A 17219-nucleotide genomic window follows, 5' to 3' on the forward strand; every position below is an offset into this window, starting at 1 on the left:
TCATGTAAAATATATTTTAAACTAGTATTTAAGAAAGAAGTGGATCGTAAATGTGGAAAGACAAAGTTCTAGCTTATGAATCACAAATTATTGATGATTTAAAAGGCTTATTAGCAATAGAGAGTGTTAGAGATGATAGTAAAGCATCAGATGCATATCCTGTTGGCCCTGGGCCACGCAAGGCATTAGATTATATGTATGAAATTGCTGAACGTGATGGTTTTGGGACACATGATGTTGATCATATTGCTGGAAGAATAGAAGCAGGTGCTGGCGAAGATGTGTTTGGCATCTTATGTCACGTTGATGTCGTTCCAGCTGGTGATGGCTGGGACACAGATCCTTTTGATCCAGTTGTAACGAGCGATAAAATAATAGCACGTGGCACATTAGACGATAAAGGACCAACAATTGCTGCTTATTATGCAGTTAAAATTTTAAATGAAATGAACGTTGACTGGAAAAAACGTATACATATCATTATTGGAACCGACGAAGAATCTGATTGGAAATGTACTGATCGTTATTTTGAAACAGAAGAAATGCCAACATTAGGATTTGCACCTGATGCAGAGTTTCCAGCGATACACGGTGAAAAAGGTATAAGTACGTTTGATGTCATCCAAACAGCAAAAGCTGAAGACATTGATGAACCTGATTATGAATTGTATAGCTTTGTATCAGGTCAGCGATATAATATGGTACCAGATGAGGCAATTGCCAAAGTTTTAGTGAAAGAAAATATGACTGATGTCATTCAAAACTTTGAAAATTACTTACAACAAAATCAACTAGATGGTACAAGCACAGTTGATAGTGGTGTTTTAGAATTAAAAGTTTTTGGTAAAGCAGTTCATGGTATGGATCCATCAAAAGGTACGAATGCAGGGTTATATTTATTAAACTTTTTAGCAAACTTAAAATTAGATAAAACAGCATCTAACTTTGTAGCATTTAGCGAACGCTATTTGTTTAAATCAGACTTTGGAGAAAAAATGGGTATGAAATTCCATACGGATGTGATGGGAGACGTCACTACTAATATTGGTGTTATTAATTATAATAACCAAGAAGGTGGTAGTTTCGGTATTAATTTTCGTTATCCTGAAGGGTTTGAATTTACTAAAGCACTGACACGTTTTGAAGAAGAAATTAATGCACTTGGATTTGATATCGAATTAGGTAAAAATCAGTCACCGCATTATGTAGATAAAAATGACCCATTTGTGCAAAGTTTAGTGGAAACTTATAGAAACCAAACAGGTGATCATAGTGAACCATATGTTATTGGTGGTGGCACTTATGCGCGCAACTTAGATAAAGGCGTAGCATTTGGTGCTATGTTCAAAGACACTGAAGACTTAATGCACCAAAAAAATGAATATATGACTAAAAAGCAATTACTTGATGCAACTAGTATTTACTTAGAGGCATTATATAAATTATGTGTGGAGGGATAACTATGACTAAAGTTTTAATTAATGAACAGTTAGTTGAAGAACATGACGCAAACGTACCATATAACGACAGAGGGTATACTTTTGGAGACGGTATTTATGAATATGTACGTGTGTATAATAATAAATTATTTACTGCGAAACCACATTTTGAACGTTTATTAAGAAGTGCCAAAGAAATTGGTTTAGAACTTAACTACACAGTTAACGGTCTTATTGATTTAGTACAAGAATTAATTGTCGCAAACAAAATTATTAATGGTGGCGTGTACATACAAGTGACACGTGGTGCTGCTCCTCGTGATCATGCCTTTCCGACACCTTCTGTAAAAGCAAATATTATGGGATTCACAAAAAGTTATGACCGACCATATAAATCCTTAGATGAAGGTATTAATGCAATTACAACTGAAGATATTCGTTGGTTACGTTGTGATATTAAAAGTTTGAATTTATTAGGTAATGTTTTGGCTAAAGAATACGCAGTTAAATATAATGCACAAGAAGCGATTCAACACCGAGGCGAACAAGTTACTGAAGGATCATCTAGTAATGCATACGCTATAAAAGACGGTGCAATTTATACGCATCCAATTAATAATTTGATTTTGAATGGTATTACAAGACAAGTAATTAAAGAAATTGCTGAACAAAATAATATTCCTTTTAAAGAGGAAGCATTTACCGTAGATTTCTTGAAAAATGCGGATGAAGTTATTGTTTCAAGTACTTCAATTGAGGTTATGCCAGTTGTTAATTTAAATGGTGAAGCTATTGGAAACGGTAAAGTTGGCCCAATTACACGAAAATTACAAGAAGGTTTTACACATTATATTGAGAATGAAAGTGCAGTTCCTTTAGAAGCTGAAAGATAATTTAACATATTTATGTCAGTTGAAATGTGGTATAATTTCAACTGACGCTATTTTATGAATCATATCTTACATAGGAAGTAAAAAGTGACTTTTTGTTTCTCATTTTTGGTTGAAATAAATACCCAAACATTATAAAATCTTTTATGAGTCTTGAAATTGAACAAGCAATTTCATAAAACAGAAACGATATTCTTATTAGCAAGAGAGACGTGGACGATTATATAAAAAAGCTAATAAGTACATAGTATGAACTTAAAACGTAATGGGACAAATACGTAAATAATTACGTTTAATTACGAGGTTTCGTACATTTTTTGTTAACAATTGTTATATATGGCTCTTGAAAATAACTTTCTAGAGCCATTTTCTATTGAAAGTGAGGTGAACGTGGTGGAGCAATTTTATCAATTAGGGTGGACGCTAGATTCTGCAGGCGGTGCTTCAGGTGAAGCATATATGGCTGAACAAGATGGCCAAAAATTATTTTTAAAGCGTAATTCGAATCCTTTTATAGCTGCATTATCTGCAGAAGGTATTGTGCCTAAACTAGTTTGGACGAAACGCATTGAAACTGGTGAAGTGGTAACAGCTCAGCATTGGAAAAATGGTCGTGAATTGTCATTCAAGGAAATGCATCAAAAAAGAGTTGCACAGCTATTGAAGAAAATTCATAATTCTAAAACGCTACTTAATATGTTGAAGCGTATGGAAATGGAACCTATAACTCCTACAATTATGTTACGCAAAATCAATGCCTCATTATCTCGAGAAGTTCTAACACATCATGTTGTACGAAAAGCGTTAACGTATTTAGAAGAGCATTTACCAATACTAGATTCTCGGTTTTTTACTGTTGTTCACGGCGATGTAAATCACAATAATTGGTTATTGTCAGATCGGGATGAACTTTATTTAGTTGATTGGGAAGGTGCTATGATTGCCGACCCTGCGATTGACATAGGTATGCTCCTATATAACTACGTTCCTGAGCAACAATGGTCAGAGTGGCTAAATATTTATGGTGCGAATGACACTATCGAATTGCAGAAGCGAATGAAGTGGTATACAGTCATTCAATCAATCGGTATGGTACAATGGTACGAAGAACAAAAGCGTTATAAAGATATGAATACGTGGTTGAAATTTTTAAATGAAGTTATGACGAATAATGCATTTATTTAAGGAGTATAAGTAATGAGAATGCGATATAAACCTTGGGCAGAAGATTATTTGAAATCTCACCCAAGTATTGTAGATGTTGATGGTACGCATAATGGTAAAATGCAAGCGTGGTTCGATAATGATGCACCCATTCATATCGAAATTGGATCTGGCATGGGGCAATTTATTACAACATTAGCTATACAAAATCCTGACATTAATTTTATCTCTATAGAACGAGAAAAAAATGTCATGGTCAAAGTTTTAGATAAAGTTTTAGAACACAATTTAACTAACATCAAGCTAATATGTAACGAAGCGGGTGAGCTAACCGAATATTTCATGCCAAATGAGGTATCACGAATTTATTTGAATTTCTCAGATCCGTGGCCAAAGCGTAGACATACAAAGCGCAGATTAACATATGCATCATTTTTAAAGTTGTATAAAGAAATCTTAAAAGATGATGGCGCAATTCATTTCAAAACTGATAATAGAGGCTTGTTTGCTTATAGTCTTGAAAGTATGTCGCAATTCGGTATGTATTTTACAAAAATAAATTTAAATCTTCATCAAGAAGACGATGAAGATAATATTGAAACAGAATATGAAAGAAAATTTTCGGATAAAGGTTCGAGAATTTATCGCATGGAAGCACAATTTCATTCAAACTAACGTTGTTCATATACTGAGCAACGTTTTTTTGTGAAAATTTATATTTATTTGTAAAATGTTTATAATGATAATAAGAGTTCCATATCAAGGAGGAATATTATGCAATTAGGACAATTTACGATTCATCAACTCAATGGAGGCATTACTAATATCGATGGTGGCGCAATGTTTGGTGTTGTACCAAAAGCATTATGGACAAAACGTTATAATGTAAATGATAAAAATCAAATTGCCTTACCTACGCATCCAATTTTAATTCAAACAAATAATCAACATATTTTAATAGATACGGGTATCGGAAATAGTAAATTGACGGAAAAAGAGCGACGTAATTTTGGTGTGGATTATGAAAGTCAAATCGAAGTAGAATTGAACAAATTGAATTTACAACTGACAGATATCGATATCGTCTTGATGACTCATATGCATTTTGATCACGCTTCTGGTTTAACTGACAATGCAGGAAATGCAATTTTTAGTAATGCTGTACATTATATACAACAAGATGAATGGCATGAATTTCAAAGTCCAAATATTAGAAGTAAATCAACCTACTGGGAAAAGAATAATGGAACATTTAAAGACCAACTTATTTTGTTTGATGGAGAAATAGCAATATGTCCAGGCATACGTATGCAACATACTGGAGGTCATAGTTTTGGACATTCCATTATAATTATAGAAAGTGAAGGGGAAAAAGCGGTGCATTTAGGAGATATTTTCCCAACGACGGCACATACGAATCCACTTTGGGTGACAGCTTATGATGACTATCCTATGCAGTCTATTAGAGAAAAAGAGCGCTTATTTCCGTATTTTATTCATCAAAATTATTGGTTTTTATTTTATCATGATGAAAATTACTTCGCGGTAAAATATGATAACAAAAAGAATATTGTCGATTCTGTATCGAGAAAATAGGGAGTGGGACAGAAATCTGATTTTGAAAAAAGATTTCGTCGTCCCACCCCGGCAAGGATGACTAGCGTTGAAACAAGCTTGGTTTGAAGCGCATTTTCAATGCAGTCAGCTACTGCCCATATGAAAAAAGTTTCGACTAAAACATGAAGTGGGACAGAAATCTGATTTTGAAAAAAAGATTTCGTCGTCCTACCCCGGCAAGGATGACTAGCGTTGAAACAAGCTTGGTTTAAAGCGCATTTTCAATGCAGTCAGCTACTGCCCATATGAAAAAAGACTAGGACAATCTATATTGTCCCAGCCTCTTTGATGTTATTTAATTCTCAATTATATCTAAAATTTCACCAGTACGTGCATCTGCATAAAAATCATAATATGTACATGTATCATTTTTAATTGTAGTGATACCACCTTGATAAACAATATATTCATGACCAGCTTTATTATACTGTAATGGTTGCTGAACAATATATGAACCAGCAACGTGCATGAAATACGTTTTTACTTCACTAAGTATTTTATCTGGATTTACAGTGCGCTTATTATAGAGTCGTTTAATTAAATAAAACATCCCAATACTTACAATAAATGATATTGCTGCAATAATACACCAATTTTTTTTGTTAAACATCATATCATCTACCCCCAACGAATTCATATTATTAGTTTACCATAATGATGATGATATAATAACTATTAAGGAGTGAGTAAACTTGAATTTAGATCAAAATAAGACTTTAGAACGAATGAAAATATTAACGGAGTTACACGGTGCTCCAGGATTTGAAAGTGATGTACGAAATTATCTTAAAGAAGAGATGGCACCATTTGTCGACGAATTTGTACAAGATCGCATGGGAGCAATATACGGTGTGAAACGTTCAAAATCAGCTGATGCCAAAAGAGTGATGGTTGCAGCACATATGGATGAAGTTGGTTTTATGATTACCAATATTACTTCAAACGGTTTACTCCAATTTACTAATCTAGGCGGAATAGCTAATGACATTTGGCAAGGCCAACGTTTAAAAGTTAAAACACGAAATGGTGAAGAAATATTAGGCATTGTTGCAAATATACCGAAACATTTTCGCACTGGTAATGAAGGTGCCCCTAAAATTGAAGACTTGCTGCTAGATATTGGTTGTGAAAATTCTGAGCAAGTATCGTCAAGAGGGATAGAAATTGGTGATACTATCGTACCAGAAACGCCATTTACACAATTATCTGAACATCGTTTTGTGAGTAAAGCATGGGATAATCGTTATGGTTGTCTTATTGGCATAGAGTTATTAGAATTAGTACAAGATATGGAGTTAGATGTGGATTTATATGTTGGCGCAAATGTTCAAGAAGAAGTTGGATTACGTGGTGCAAGATCAGCAGCTGAATTAATTGAGCCAGATGTAGCTTTTGTCGTCGATTGCTCACCAGCTAACGATATGAAAGGTAAACAAAACCTTTCAGGCGAACTAGGGGAGGGGACTCTAATTCGTATTAAAGATGGTACTATGATTCTCAAACCTACATTTAGAGATTTTTTATTAAATAAAGCTCAAGAACATAATATTAAACATCAATATTACATTTCACCCGGTGGCACAGATGGAGGAGAAATTCATAAAGCTAACCAAGGTGTACCAACTGCTGTTATCGGTGTTTGTGCACGTTACATTCATAGTACCAATGCTGTATTTGATATTCGAGATTATACAGCTGCCAGAGCGTTGTTATTTACTTCAATTAAGGATTTGACTAGTTCACAAATCGAACATTTACAATATAGTTAATTAAGGAGCATATAAACATGAAAAGTTTAGAAAGTGAAAAACAATTTGAAGAATTAAAACAAGCCAAAACTGTATTTTTATTTACCGCAGATTGGTGTCCTGATTGCAAAGTCATCGAACCTGATTTGCCACAGTTAGAAGAAAAATATAATGATTTTAATTTTATTTCTGTTGATAGAGATCAATTTATGGATATTTGTGTTGACCATGGTATTATGGGTATTCCAAGTTTTTTAGTTTATAACGACGGTGAATTATTGGGTAGTTATATTGGAAAAGAACGTAAATCAATTGAACAAATTGATGACTTTATTGCTTCACTATAAATAGATAGTGAGAACGAGTATTGTAAAATGATAAAACTATACCCTTTGAACGTATATTTTTTCTGTTCTAAAGGGTATATTTATTGTAAACTGTATAAAGGCACGAATATAGGAGTGTTAATCAATGAATGTCTTTCAAATGAGAGATAAATTAAAAGAACGTTTAAAGCAATTAGATGTAAAATTTAGTTTTAATCGTGACGATGAAACGTTACGTATATATAGAGTTGATAATGGAAAAGGCGTAACAATTAAATTGAACGCGATTGTTGCAAAATACAAACAACAACAAGAAAAAATTGTAGATGAAATCGTTTATTATGTTGAAGAAGCAATCGGCCAAATGAAGGATGACTCATTAGCAGATTTAGAGCAAGTTAATGTTATGCCGGTGTTACGTGCACCAAGTTTTGCAAAAGAAAACAAAGATGGCGTACCATTTGTGATAGATGAGCATACAGCTGAAACTTATATTTATTATGCAGTTGATTTGGGAAAATCATATCGCTTAATAGATGAAAAACTGTTTCAACAACTAAATATATCTAAACAACAATTAAAAGAAATGGCATTATTTAATGTCCGAAAATTAGAAAACAAATATACAACAGATGAAGTAAAAGGTAATTTATTTTACTTTATTAATTCCAATGATGGTTATGATGCTAGTAGAATTTTAAACACTTCATTTTTAAATGAATTTGAAAAACAATGTGAAGGCGAAATGCTAGTAGCAATTCCACATCAGGATGTGTTGATTGTCGCAGATATAAGAAACAAAACGGGTTATGATGTAATGGCCCATTTAACTATGGAGTTTTTTACTAAAGGACTAGTGCCAATTACTTCATTATCCTTCGGTTACGAAAGTGGTCACTTTGAACCAATATTCATTTTGGGTAAAAATAATAAACAAAAACGTGATCCAAACGTTATTCAAAGATTAGAAGCAACAAGAAAGCAATATGAAAATAAAGATAAAAAATAAGGAGTTTTAAGTATGAACCTTTTTTACAATAAAGAAAAAGTTGGAGATGTAGCATTTTTACAAATCGAGCCACATGAAGGGCCGTTCTCTTATGAAACAAAGGGGAATGTTGTAGAAATTACTGCGGATAATAAAGTAGTAGGATACAATGTTTTCAAAATAGCAGATAAAGTAACAATTACAGATAATGGTCATGTTAAATTGACTGAATCTATTATCGATGCGTTACAAAACGCTATTGTTGAGGCAGGGTTCACTCAACAGTTGAACGCGGACTTGTCTCCAAAATTCGTTGTAGGTTACGTTGAAAGTAAAGATAAACATCCTGATGCGGACAAATTGAGTGTATTAACTGTAGATGTAGCTACTGAAAAATTACAAATTGTGTGCGGAGCACCAAACGTAGAAGCAGGTCAAAAAGTAGTGATTGCAAAAGTTGGTGCGGTTATGCCTAGCGGAATGGTAATAAAAGATGCGGAACTGCGTGGAGTAGCTTCTAGTGGAATGGTGTGCTCAATGAAAGAATTAGACTTACCGAACGCGCCAGCCGAAAAAGGTATCATGGTGTTAGATGATAGTTATACGGTTGGACAAGCATTTTTTGAAGAATAAAAAAGGAGGATGAGCGTATGAGCTGGTTCGATAAATTATTTGGTGAAGAGAACGACTCACAAGACGATTATTTAGCTAAAAGAAATCAACGTCGTCACAAAGCCAAACAAAATCAAAATGATAAAGACTCATTACTTCCTCAAAATAATGATGTATACGAGCGACCTAGAGGTAAATTTAGGTTTCCAATGAGTGGTATAGAAGATACCGACGCCAATCATTCAACTAGCAATGAGCACAAGTCATCTTCTAATGAGCAACAATTTAATGAAGTTACAAATGATGGGAGACAGCGTTCTCGAAGACACAGAAATTCTGCCTATGAACAAAATATTGATAGACAACCAGAATCAACATCAACGACTCATTCATATAAGCAAGTAGAAAGACCAGATAATAAGCAAAATAATAAGAGAATTCGTATTCAAACAGAGGTCTTGAGAGCACAATATTCAACACCATCTTCAGAAAAACGGCATTATCATAAAAGCGATTTTAAAGCGAGTGAAGTACCTTCGGCAATTTTTGGTACTCAAAAGAGACACAAATTAGAAAATGGTGTTATCACAAATAAAGAACTAACATCTGATACAGATACAAATGAGTTATCAAATTCAAACCAAACAATGATGAATGCTCATGAAGTGAAGCAGTCAGATTCTGCGCAACATCAAACTTCAATTGAAAACAATGTTAAAGAAAATGAAAGTTATTCCAATGATGATTTGCTTAGAAAAGGTAATAAGCGCCAAGACCAACAAAACACAGCTGAGCAAAAGCAAGTGAAAAAGGATAACACTGTTAATATTGAAAACTTTTATGCATCACAAATCGTCGAAGAGATTCGACGTGAAAGAGAACGTAAAGTTTTACAAAAGAAACAATTTAAAAAAGCTTTACAACAAAAACGCCAATCACATGAAGATAGTCCTAAAGATAATATCCAAAAAGCTATCGATGAAATGTATGCCAAACAAGCACAACAATATGTTGGAGAAAGTTCGCTAGATGAAGTAGATAGTGATGATTTGTCAAAAGACCAATCAAATACCGAACAACAGCATCAACGAGACACAGAGCATGCATTTGATAATGAGAGTAGCGCTACTGATATTACTGAATCAGAAAACTTTATGTATGAAGAAGTAAATTTAGATAATATTAGTGATGTACAATATGTAGATGATGACCAAACGTCTATTGAAGATACAGAACAACAAGCATCTACTATAGAACCAAGTACTACAGAAAGTACATATGAAGATTCAGTAGAGCAATCAGCAGCTGATGAAGCAATAGCAGATGCAACTTATAGAGAAATATCGGAAGCGTCTACGAATGACCTCGAAGAAACATCACATAAGCAAAATTTTGACCAAGATATTCTAAATGAAGAAGCGGAAGTTGAAGAAACAACGGAAGCCATTAATGAAAATGAACAAGAAGAATTGTCAGAAGACGCTGCTACAGCTAATGTAACTACAAATGTTGAAGATAGCTCTGACGATCACGATGATGCAACTACAGAATTTAATGAAAATCAACATAATGATTTAGACTCGAATGATGCTACTGAACACGTTAACGATGAGGACACGACAATTAATCAGGAAAATGTACAGTATGAAGCTGCTACGTTAAATACAGAAGAAGATGCCGAAACAGATGATTCAGTACACAATAATTCATCTGAAGCACAAAATACGGCTAGTAACACAGCAATAGAAAACAATGTGGATGAAAAGGCGGAACAACAAACGAAAACTGTTCAGCAATCGCAATCTACAGTAAAACGTCCTATTGCTAAAGGTAGTAAACCATTTAATGTAGTTATGACACCTTCTGATAAAAAACGTATGATGGATGCTAATAAAGCAAAAAAAGTAAGTACTAGTACAACAACTTCTTCAAAATCAGTAAATGTACCTGAACTTAAACCTACATCTGACCAATCTAATCAGACGAAGGAAAATTCAGATAGTGCCACAGTTACAAATGAAACAAATAATATTGCAAGTGCGGTAGATTCGACGAGTGAACATCATACTAAGCAGGGTGCAACACATGACCAAACAATAGAGCATAGCACTCAACAAAATGATGTAACTGAAACGACACAAGATACAGAACAACATGAAAGTAAAGAGCAACCACAAGCAACACGTACAATTCGTAGAGGGCCAAGCGTAAAATTACCTGATGTGGCTTTACTAGAATCACCAGAGGAACAAGAAGTAGATGATGCATGGATCGAGGAGAAAAAGCAAGAATTAAACGATGCTTTTTACTACTTTAACGTACCTGCCGAAGTACAAACTGTTACTGAAGGACCAAGTGTAACTCGTTTTGAACTTTCTGTTGAAAAAGGAGTCAAGGTTTCTAGAATTACAGCATTACAAGATGATATTAAAATGGCACTTGCAGCTAAAGATATTCGAATTGAAGCACCAATTCCGGGTACCAGCTTGGTTGGAATTGAAGTACCAAACCAATCTCCAACTAAAGTGAATATAAAATCAATAATTGACAGTGAGCAGTTTAATGATGCCGAATCAAAATTAACTGTAGCTATGGGTTACAGAATTAATAATCAACCATTATTAATGGATATAGCTAAAACACCACATGCGCTAATTGCAGGGGCAACTGGTTCAGGAAAATCGGTATGCATAAATAGCATATTGTTATCACTTTTATATAAAAATCATCCGGAAGAGCTAAAATTACTCTTAATTGATCCAAAAATGGTAGAATTAGCACCATATAATGATTTACCTCATTTAGTGTCGCCAGTTATTACCGATGTCAAAGCAGCAACACAAAGTCTTAAATGGGCTGTTGAAGAGATGGAGCGCAGATATAAATTATTTGCACAATATCACGTTAGAAACATTACTGCTTTTAACAAGAAAGCAGCATATGAAGATAGGTTACCTAAAATTGTTATAGTTATTGATGAGTTAGCCGATTTAATGATGATGGCACCACAAGATGTAGAACAATCTATAGCGCGTATTGCTCAAAAAGCACGTGCTTGTGGTATTCATATGTTAGTAGCAACACAGCGACCATCAGTTAACGTAATTACAGGTTTAATTAAAGCGAATATACCGACAAGAATTGCCTTTATGGTATCTTCAAGCGTTGATTCAAGAACTATTCTTGATAGCGGTGGTGCTGAGAGATTATTAGGCTACGGCGACATGTTGTATCTTGGTAGCGGTATGAATAAACCTATCCGAGTACAAGGTAGCTTTGTTTCAGACGAAGAAATCGATGATGTTGTAGATTATATTAAACAACAACGTCCACCAGAATATTTATTTGAAGAAAAAGAATTATTGAAAAAAACAGAAAGTCCACCACAAGATGATTTATTTGATGATGTATGTCAATTTATGGTGCAAGAAGGCCATATTTCAACATCATTAATACAAAGACATTTCCAAATAGGTTATAATCGTGCCGCTCGAATAGTTGACCAATTAGAACAACTTGGTTATATATCAGAAGCTAATGGTTCTAAACCTAGAGATGTTTATTTAACAGAAACTGATTTAAATGAAATTTAATATATATAAAAGGGAGTGTTCGTATGACACATTATCATTTTGTCGGTATAAAAGGCGCTGGTATGAGTTCACTAGCACAAATCATGCATGATCTTGGCCATGAAGTACAAGGTTCTGATATCGAAAGTTATGTTTTTACAGAGGTTGCATTAAAAAATAAAGGTATAAAAATACTTCCGTTTGATGCCAATAATATCAAGAAAGATATGGTAGTAATTCAAGGCAATGCCTTTCCAGATACACATGAAGAAGTTACAAAAGCGCATGATTTAAATTTAGAAGTAATTCGTTACCATGACTTTTTAGGGCATGTCATTAATCAGTATACTTCTGTAGCAGTAACAGGAGCTCATGGTAAAACGTCAACTACTGGATTATTATCACATGTAATGAACGGCGATAAAAAAACGTCATTTTTAATTGGTGATGGTACTGGTTTAGGTATACCAGCTAGTGAATATTTTGCTTTTGAAGCGTGTGAATACCGAAGACACTTTTTAAGTTATCATCCAGATTATGCTATTATGACTAACATTGATTTTGATCATCCAGACTATTTCAAAGACATCAATGATGTTTTTGATGCATTCCAAGAAATGTCTCGCAATGTCAAAAAAGCAATCATCGCTTGGGGTGATGATGAACATTTACGTAATATTAAAGCAGATGTACCTGTTTATTATTATGGTTTTTCACAAGATGATGATGTATATGCAGCTAATGTACAATTCAATGAAAATGGCACTACATTTGATGTGTATATCAATAACACGTACTATGACACATTCTTATCACCACAATATGGCGACCATAATATTTTAAATAGCTTAGCAGTAATTACTATAAGCTATTTAGAATCTCTTAATGTCGACAATATTAAAGAAGCATTAGAAACATTTGGTGGCGTTAAACGTCGTTTTAATGAAACTAAAGTAGCCAATCAAGTGTTAGTCGATGATTATGCACATCATCCAAGAGAAATTAGTGCTACGATTGAAACAGCAAGAAAAAAATACCCGAACAAAGAGGTTATTGCTGTATTTCAACCACATACATTTAGTAGAACAAAAGCCTTTCTTGAAGAATTTGCAGATTGTTTAAATAAAGCAGACCACACGTATTTATGTGAAATCTTTGGCTCAATTAGAGAAAATACTGGAAATTTAACAATTCAAGATTTACTTCAAAGAATAAATGGTGCTACACTGATAGATGAAGAAAGTGTAGACATATTAGAAAAACATAGCGATGCAGTTATTTTATTCATGGGTGCAGGTGATATTCAAAAAGTTCAACGTGCATATATGGATAATCTTGGCGTTGTTAACGAATTTTAGTATGTTTATGTTAAAATGAGTTGGGTATTTAAATAAAATAACAACATATGTTTATTAGGAGGCGTTTTTAATGGAATGGATTTTACCCATTGCTGGGATTATTGCAGCGATAGCTTTTCTTATCTTAGTTATTGGAATCGTTGTGGTTTTAATTTCAGTGAAGAAAAATTTAGATCACGTAGCTAAAACTCTTGATGGTGTTGAAGGACAAATTCAAGGTATTACACGTGAATCAACAGATTTACTTCATAAAGCAAACCGCTTAACTGAAGATATTCAAGGTAAATCTGATCGATTGAATTCAGTGGTTGATGCTGTTAAAGGTATTGGTGATTCAGTACAAACATTAAACGGTTCAGTTGACCGCGTGACTAATTCAATTACGCACAATATTTCTCAAAATGAAGACAAAATTTCTCAAGTTGTACAATGGTCAAATGTGGCAATGGAAATTGCTGACAAATGGCAAAATAGAAGAGGTCGTAGAGAAAGTGCAAACTACAAAACGAGCAGTGTAGCTGGTGACACAAATCATAGCTATACTACACGTGTAGATAATAAATAATTAATAAATATACTTACACAAATGCACTTAAATGGGGTTGTTACTTTATTTAAGTGCATTTGCTATAGGAGGCAAATATTATGGCGTATTATAATCGTGATAACTATGAAAAAAACTTAGAAAGTTATGAAGTTCCTGAAGAGTATAACAATAATGAAGAAAGAAATAATTTTGTCTATGGTTTTGTTGTTGGAGCAGTAATTGGTACAGCAGTCGGCCTAGTTACTACTAAATCTAAATCTAAAAACACTAAAAAAGAAACAACTAGTGATTTTAAATCCAGTATTACGTCACAATCCCAAAATGCTAAACAACAAGCAGACACAGAAGTAAATAATATTAAATCTACTGTGAGTCAATCTGAGCGTGATGCACAAAAAGTCGCTATCCAACAAGAGTCTGCGTCTCATGATTTAGCAAATACGTCTCCAAAAGCTCAAGAAGCAGATACATCATTAGAGAATAATACGTCAGATCAAACAGATAATGACGATGCGAATAAGAGTAATACAGCAGGTGTTGCTGGTGCAGCTGGCGTAGGTGCAGTAACAGGAGCAGCAGGAGCAGCATCTTTTGCACAAGACGAAAACAATAATGCTGACACAGAGCAAAGCACTTCATCTAGTAATGATGTAGAGCCTACTCAAAAAGAAAGAGCAGCACAACAAGAAGCAATTAAAGAAGAGGCTTCAGAAAATAATTTAGCGGAACCTGGGCAATCAAATGAAAATGGTTCCCAAAATGGTAAAGCAGCAGTTGGAGCTGCAGGTGTAGCTGGAGCGGGTGCAGCAGCGGCAACGGGTGCAGCGGCTACAAATAATGATGAGGCTAATGCTAGCTCATCAGAAGAAGCATCAGCAGAAGAACAAAATACTAAAGATACTTCTAACAAAGTAACTGCTGAAGGTTTAGCACAAGCTGCACAGAATAAAAACCATGCTTTACAAAACGACGACACACGCGCACAAAACACAGCTAACTTGCTTGAACCAGAAGCACCCCAAACTACTCAAAAATTTAACACTGTACCTAACCTTGTTACTAAGCAAAGTGATAAAGACAATGCGAACATTGCAGGCGCAGTGACAGGAGGTACTGTATTAGCTGGTGGAGCAGTTGCAAGTACTAGTGAGAATGAGAAAGCACATACAGAAAACAAATCAACTTCAGAGCAATCAACTTCAACTGAACAGCCATCAGCTGAAAAGAGAGTTACGCAAACTCATGAATCAGTATCATTTGAAAATGGTCACATTGTTCATGATAAAGCTACGAATAATTTAACTAATGATCAAAACACAGAAGATTCAACTTCAACAGTGAACTATAAAAAAAATAGAACTTCACAAAGAACAAGTGAAGAAAAAGCTAAAAGTAAAATTGAAAAAAGAACCTTCGACAAGTAAAACTTAAAATAAAAAATTAATTGTTTAAAGTTAAAACTAGTCACATATGTTAAGCGCAGGATAGAAGTCAAACTAACGTCTTGATTTCTATCCTGTTTAATTTTTAATTAACTTTAATTTTAGAATAGTGTGAAATTTACCCTAGCAAATGACAGAAAATTCAGTTAGTATTAGAGTTATTCTATTTTAAACAAGATAAATTTACATTCATGACTTGAACTTAACGTCAGTTATTGTTAGAATTACTTTTAACAAATATTTTATCGCTTTAAAGCAGAATAAAATATAAGTTTTTAAAATCTTCATAGAGGTGAATAAAATGACGGATAAATTACAAGCGTACAGAGATGAAATAGTTGAAATTAATGATGAAATTTTAAAATTATTATCTAAAAGAGGCGAATTAGCACAACAAATTGGAGAAGAAAAAAGTAAACAAGGTACTACGGTTTATGATCCACAACGTGAAAAAGAAATGATCAACATTCTTTTAGATAAAAATGAGGGACCGTTTAATGATAATGTCATTAAGCAATTATTCAAAGAAATTTTTAAAGCCTCTACCGATTTACAAAAATCAGAAAATGAAAAACATTTATATGTGTCTAGAAAATTAAAACCTGAAGATACAATTGTACAATTTGATAACGGTGGCATAATTGGTGATGGCAATAAATCATTCGTGTTTGGCCCATGTTCTGTAGAGTCTCAAGAACAAGTAGATGCAGTTGCTGCTGATTTACATGCCAAAGGTGAAAAATTTATTCGTGGTGGTGCATTCAAACCACGTACATCTCCATATGATTTCCAAGGATTGGGTGTTGAAGGCTTAAAAATATTAAAAAATACTAAAGATAAATACAACTTAAACGTTGTTAGTGAAATCGTTAATCCAGCAGACTTTGAAGTAGCTGATGAATACTTAGACGTATTCCAAATTGGTGCACGTAACATGCAAAACTTTGAATTATTAAAAGAAGCAGGACGTTCTAACAAACCAGTATTATTAAAACGTGGTTTATCTGCAACAATTGAAGAATTCATTTATGCAGCAGAATACATTGCTTCACAAGGTAATAATAATATCATTTTATGTGAACGCGGTATTCGTACTTATGAAAAAGCTACACGTAATACTTTAGATATTTCAGCAGTACCAATCTTAAAACAAGGTACACATTTACCAGTCATGGTTGATGTTACACACAGTACTGGACGTAAAGATATTATGTTACCAACAGCAAAAGCTGGTTTAGCAGTAGGCGCTGACGGTATTATGGCTGAAGTACATCCAGATCCATCTGTAGCATTAAGTGATAGTGGACAACAAATGGATTTAAACGAATTTGATAAGTTCTACAATGAAATAAATCCTTTAGCACAAATGTACAATAGCAAAAAAATAAAATAATAATAGTTATATGATAAAAACCTCTTGTGTTTTTAACTACAGAAATTAGATATTGTATTATCCATGGGATATCGATATCTATAGTAGTGAACATAAGAGGTTTTTTATGATTTTTAAAGCAAT

Annotated in this window: 15 protein-coding genes; 14 read left to right on the forward strand and 1 reads right to left on the reverse strand. The window is 33.7% G+C overall.

All coding sequences use genetic code 11. From position 1 onward, the window contains the following. The first annotated feature begins 50 nt into the window (after positions 1-50). The 5 genes from pepV to MUA37_RS05470 all read left to right on the forward strand — a co-directional run bounded on the left by pepV (position 51) and on the right by MUA37_RS05470 (position 5089). Entirely contained in the window at positions 51-1460 is a 1410-nt protein-coding gene (pepV, locus tag MUA37_RS05450) for a dipeptidase PepV (RefSeq protein ID WP_262624884.1), read from the forward strand. A gap of 2 nt (positions 1461-1462) precedes the next feature. Then, positions 1463-2332 (forward strand): D-amino-acid transaminase, encoded by an 870-nt coding sequence (dat, locus tag MUA37_RS05455; protein WP_002510191.1) that lies wholly within the window; start codon positions 1463-1465, stop codon positions 2330-2332. A 390-nt stretch (positions 2333-2722) separates the two neighbouring features. Beyond that, complete coding sequence (locus tag MUA37_RS05460) at positions 2723-3514, forward strand: phosphotransferase family protein (protein WP_002510192.1); 792 nt, start codon at positions 2723-2725, stop codon at positions 3512-3514. 12 nt (positions 3515-3526) lie between these two features. After that, positions 3527-4168 (forward strand): tRNA (guanosine(46)-N7)-methyltransferase TrmB, encoded by a 642-nt coding sequence (trmB, locus tag MUA37_RS05465; protein WP_002510193.1) that lies wholly within the window; start codon positions 3527-3529, stop codon positions 4166-4168. Between the two features lie 99 nt (positions 4169-4267). Beyond that, on the forward strand, positions 4268-5089 hold the full coding sequence (locus tag MUA37_RS05470; protein WP_002510194.1) for a YtnP family quorum-quenching lactonase: 822 nt from the start codon (positions 4268-4270) through the stop codon (positions 5087-5089). A gap of 316 nt (positions 5090-5405) precedes the next feature. Here the strand turns inward: MUA37_RS05470 and MUA37_RS05475 are convergent, their stop codons facing one another. Next, complete coding sequence (locus MUA37_RS05475; RefSeq protein WP_021459808.1) at positions 5406-5723, reverse strand: hypothetical protein; 318 nt, start codon at positions 5721-5723, stop codon at positions 5406-5408. Between the two features lie 112 nt (positions 5724-5835). Here MUA37_RS05475 and MUA37_RS05480 point away from each other — a divergent pair, with 112 nt between their 5' ends. The 9 genes from MUA37_RS05480 (at position 5836) to MUA37_RS05520 (ending at position 17096) form a co-directional block, all read left to right on the forward strand. Beyond that, positions 5836-6879, forward strand: a complete 1044-nt coding sequence (locus MUA37_RS05480) for a M42 family metallopeptidase (RefSeq protein WP_369946024.1) — start codon at positions 5836-5838, stop codon at positions 6877-6879. A gap of 17 nt (positions 6880-6896) precedes the next feature. Beyond that, the gene (locus tag MUA37_RS05485; protein ID WP_002510197.1) at positions 6897-7205 is read left to right on the forward strand and encodes a thioredoxin family protein; all 309 of its coding nucleotides are present in this window, start codon (positions 6897-6899) and stop codon (positions 7203-7205) included. Positions 7206-7329: 124 nt separating this feature from the next. Continuing rightward, positions 7330-8193 carry a DUF1444 domain-containing protein gene (locus tag MUA37_RS05490; RefSeq protein ID WP_142019577.1) on the forward strand — a complete coding sequence of 288 codons (864 nt, stop codon included), beginning with the start codon at positions 7330-7332 and terminating at the stop codon, positions 8191-8193. Between the two features lie 12 nt (positions 8194-8205). After that, complete coding sequence (gene ytpR / locus MUA37_RS05495; RefSeq protein WP_103387803.1) at positions 8206-8805, forward strand: YtpR family tRNA-binding protein; 600 nt, start codon at positions 8206-8208, stop codon at positions 8803-8805. A gap of 17 nt (positions 8806-8822) precedes the next feature. Beyond that, on the forward strand, positions 8823-12377 hold the full coding sequence (locus MUA37_RS05500; RefSeq protein ID WP_262624885.1) for a DNA translocase FtsK: 3555 nt from the start codon (positions 8823-8825) through the stop codon (positions 12375-12377). A 23-nt stretch (positions 12378-12400) separates the two neighbouring features. Further along, complete coding sequence (murC, locus tag MUA37_RS05505) at positions 12401-13714, forward strand: UDP-N-acetylmuramate--L-alanine ligase (protein WP_107376794.1); 1314 nt, start codon at positions 12401-12403, stop codon at positions 13712-13714. Between the two features lie 70 nt (positions 13715-13784). After that, positions 13785-14279: a DUF948 domain-containing protein gene (locus MUA37_RS05510; protein ID WP_002510202.1), complete on the forward strand. Its 495-nt coding sequence runs from the start codon at positions 13785-13787 to the stop codon at positions 14277-14279. A gap of 80 nt (positions 14280-14359) precedes the next feature. Continuing rightward, positions 14360-15685, forward strand: a complete 1326-nt coding sequence (locus tag MUA37_RS05515; RefSeq protein ID WP_142019579.1) for a hypothetical protein — start codon at positions 14360-14362, stop codon at positions 15683-15685. 319 nt (positions 15686-16004) lie between these two features. After that, positions 16005-17096, forward strand: coding sequence for a bifunctional 3-deoxy-7-phosphoheptulonate synthase/chorismate mutase (locus MUA37_RS05520; RefSeq protein ID WP_103387807.1), 1092 nt, complete (start codon positions 16005-16007; stop codon positions 17094-17096). Positions 17097-17219: the final 123 nt, after the last annotated feature.

The organism is Staphylococcus arlettae (assembly GCF_025560845.1).
Taxonomy (GTDB): Bacteria; Bacillota; Bacilli; order Staphylococcales; family Staphylococcaceae; genus Staphylococcus; species Staphylococcus arlettae.